The organism is Novosphingobium sp. ERW19 (assembly GCF_012641315.1).
Lineage (GTDB): Bacteria > Pseudomonadota > Alphaproteobacteria > Sphingomonadales > Sphingomonadaceae > Novosphingobium.
In genome coordinates, this window is the sequence record NZ_JABAIC010000032.1 from 1 (window position 1) to 2,360 (window position 2,360).

Here is a 2,360-nt window from a genome sequence, read left to right on the forward strand (position 1 = left end):
AGGCTCACCAGACCACCGGCATCGAGCGTGGTGAAGTCGAGCGTGCCGAACCCTGCCGAGACATTGCCCCCCGACGTCACCGCATCGCTCAGCACCGCGCCGTTGGTCACGGTGAGCGCGAGATCGCCGCCAGCGTCGAGCGCGCCTGCCTGCAGGCTGTCGGCGCCGAGCGTCATCGTCGTGCCCGCAGTGACCGAGGCCAGCGTCAGTGCGCCGGTCGCGGTCACGGCGATGCTGGTACCCGCATCGAGCGTGCCGCCGGTGATCGTGCCGCCTGCCAGCGTGATGCCGCCTTCGGCAGCGATCGCATCGAACGTCAGCAGCGCCGGGTCGATGAATACCGAGCCACCGGTTGACGTGACCGTCCCTAGCGCTGCCGTATCGGCAACCGTCAGCGTCACGTCGCCCGCCGCCACGAGGCTCGTCGCCGTGAGGTCCGTCGCGGTGATCGACAATGTGGTTCCAGCATTGACGGCATCGCCCGCAACGCTGCTGCCGACAAGGATGGCTCCACCAGGCGTGTCGATTGTTCCGAACCGCAAGGTCGTGGCGCGATAGTCGAGCTGGCCCACGCTCGCCAGATCGAGGTTCGCCGTGCCATCGACACGCACAAGCGCAGCGCTGTCTGTCAACAGGTTGGCAATCTGCAGGTTGCCAGCACTCAGATCCAGCGAGCCTGCAAACACATCGCCAAGGCCGACATCGCCTGCCGACCGCACGGTCAGGAGCGTGCCCGCCTCGACAAGGATGCCGGTGATCGCACCTGCCGTGAGACTGGTTGTCGTAAGGGATGCGACATCGTCGAACGCCAGCGTCCCGGCGGTGATCGCCACCGTGCCGGTTGGTGCGTGGACGCTGCCCAGCGCGGCATTGCCGGTCACGCCGATCGTGACGGCCCCCGCCTCGATCAGGTCGAGGCCAAGGCTACCGGCAGTGATGCCCGCATTGCGTCCCGCCGTAACCCCGCCGAGCGTCGCCCCGCCCGTCACCTCGATGGTCAGGTCCCGCACGGCATCGAGCGTCGTCACATCGAGCGTTGCCGCCGAGATGAACAGGTCGTTGCCGCTCTGGATCAACGCGGCGGTGATAGTGCCCGTGGCGTTCAGCGACATGTCGTAGCCCGGACCGCTGGTCCCGCCCACGACACTGCGCACCACGATGTCCTGAGCGGTCAGGTCAAGCCTGCCTGTCAAGACATCGCGCAGGGTCAGTGTGCCGCTGGCAGTGCCGGTCAGCGCGTCACTACTGACATCGCCGCCGGTGATCGTCCCGCCCGCAAGCGTGACCGCGCTGCTCTCCAGCGATGCAAATGTGATCGTCGGTGCCGCAATGGTGATCGCGCCGACGCCACCGGTGCTGGCACTGGTCGTGATGTTCACGCTGCTGGTGCCGGTCAGATCGATTGTCGTCCCCGCAACCAGCAGGCCCACATCGATCGTCGCGCCGGACAGCGCCATGCCCTCAACCGCCTGCGCCGAGGTCAGCGTCAACGCGCCGGTCGCGGTCACGGCGATGCTGGTACCGGCATCGAGCGTGCCGCCGGTGATCGTGCCGCCTGCCAGCGTGATGCCGCCTTCGGCAGCGATCGCATCGAACGTCAGCAGCGCCGGGTCGATGAACACCGAGCCGCCGGTTGAAGTGACCGTCCCCAAGGCCGCCGTATCGGCAACCGTCAGCGTCACGTCGCCTGCCGATTGCAGGCTCGTCGCCGTGAGGCTGGCTGCGGTAAAGTCGAGCGTGGTTCCGGCGATGGCCGAGCCCAGCGTCGCCGTGCCGCTGACATTGCCCGCGATCAGCCCATCGGCGCTAAGCGTCGCGGCATCGAGCGTGCCCGCAGTGAGCGTCAGATCGCCGCCTGCGCTGTAACCGGTGACACCGGCAAGGCCGATCACCGTCGCATCGAGATTGCCCAGCGCGGCCAGCGATGTGCCGCTGGCGCTCGCCGCCTGCAGAGCAAGGTCGGTGCCTGCGCTTGCCGTGGCCACTGCATAGGTCCCGCCAAGCAGAGCGGTCAAGCTGGTGCCCGCGACAATGCTGCTGCCGGCAAGATCGCCGCCTTCGAGGCTCACCAGACCACCGGCATCGAGCGTGGTGAAGTCGAGCGTGCCGAACCCTGCCGAGACATTGCCCCCCGACGTCACCGCATCGCTCAGCACCGCGCCGTTGGTCACGCTGAGCGCGAGATCGCCGCCAACGTCGAGCGCGCCTGCCTGCAGGCTGTCGGCGCCGAGCGTCATCGTCGTGCCCGCAGTGGCCGAGGCCAGCGTCAACGCGCCGGTCGCGGTCACGGCGATGCTGGCGCCCGCATCGAGCGTGCCGCCGGTGATCGTCCCGCCTGCGAGCGTGATGCCGCCGTCGGC

1 protein-coding gene is annotated in these 2,360 nt (G+C 68.4%); it reads right to left on the reverse strand.

The genetic code is table 11. The features are described from left to right. Positions 1-2,360 (reverse strand): hypothetical protein (locus HGI46_RS21740; RefSeq protein WP_168905822.1); only part of this gene is annotated, 2,360 nt, incomplete at both ends.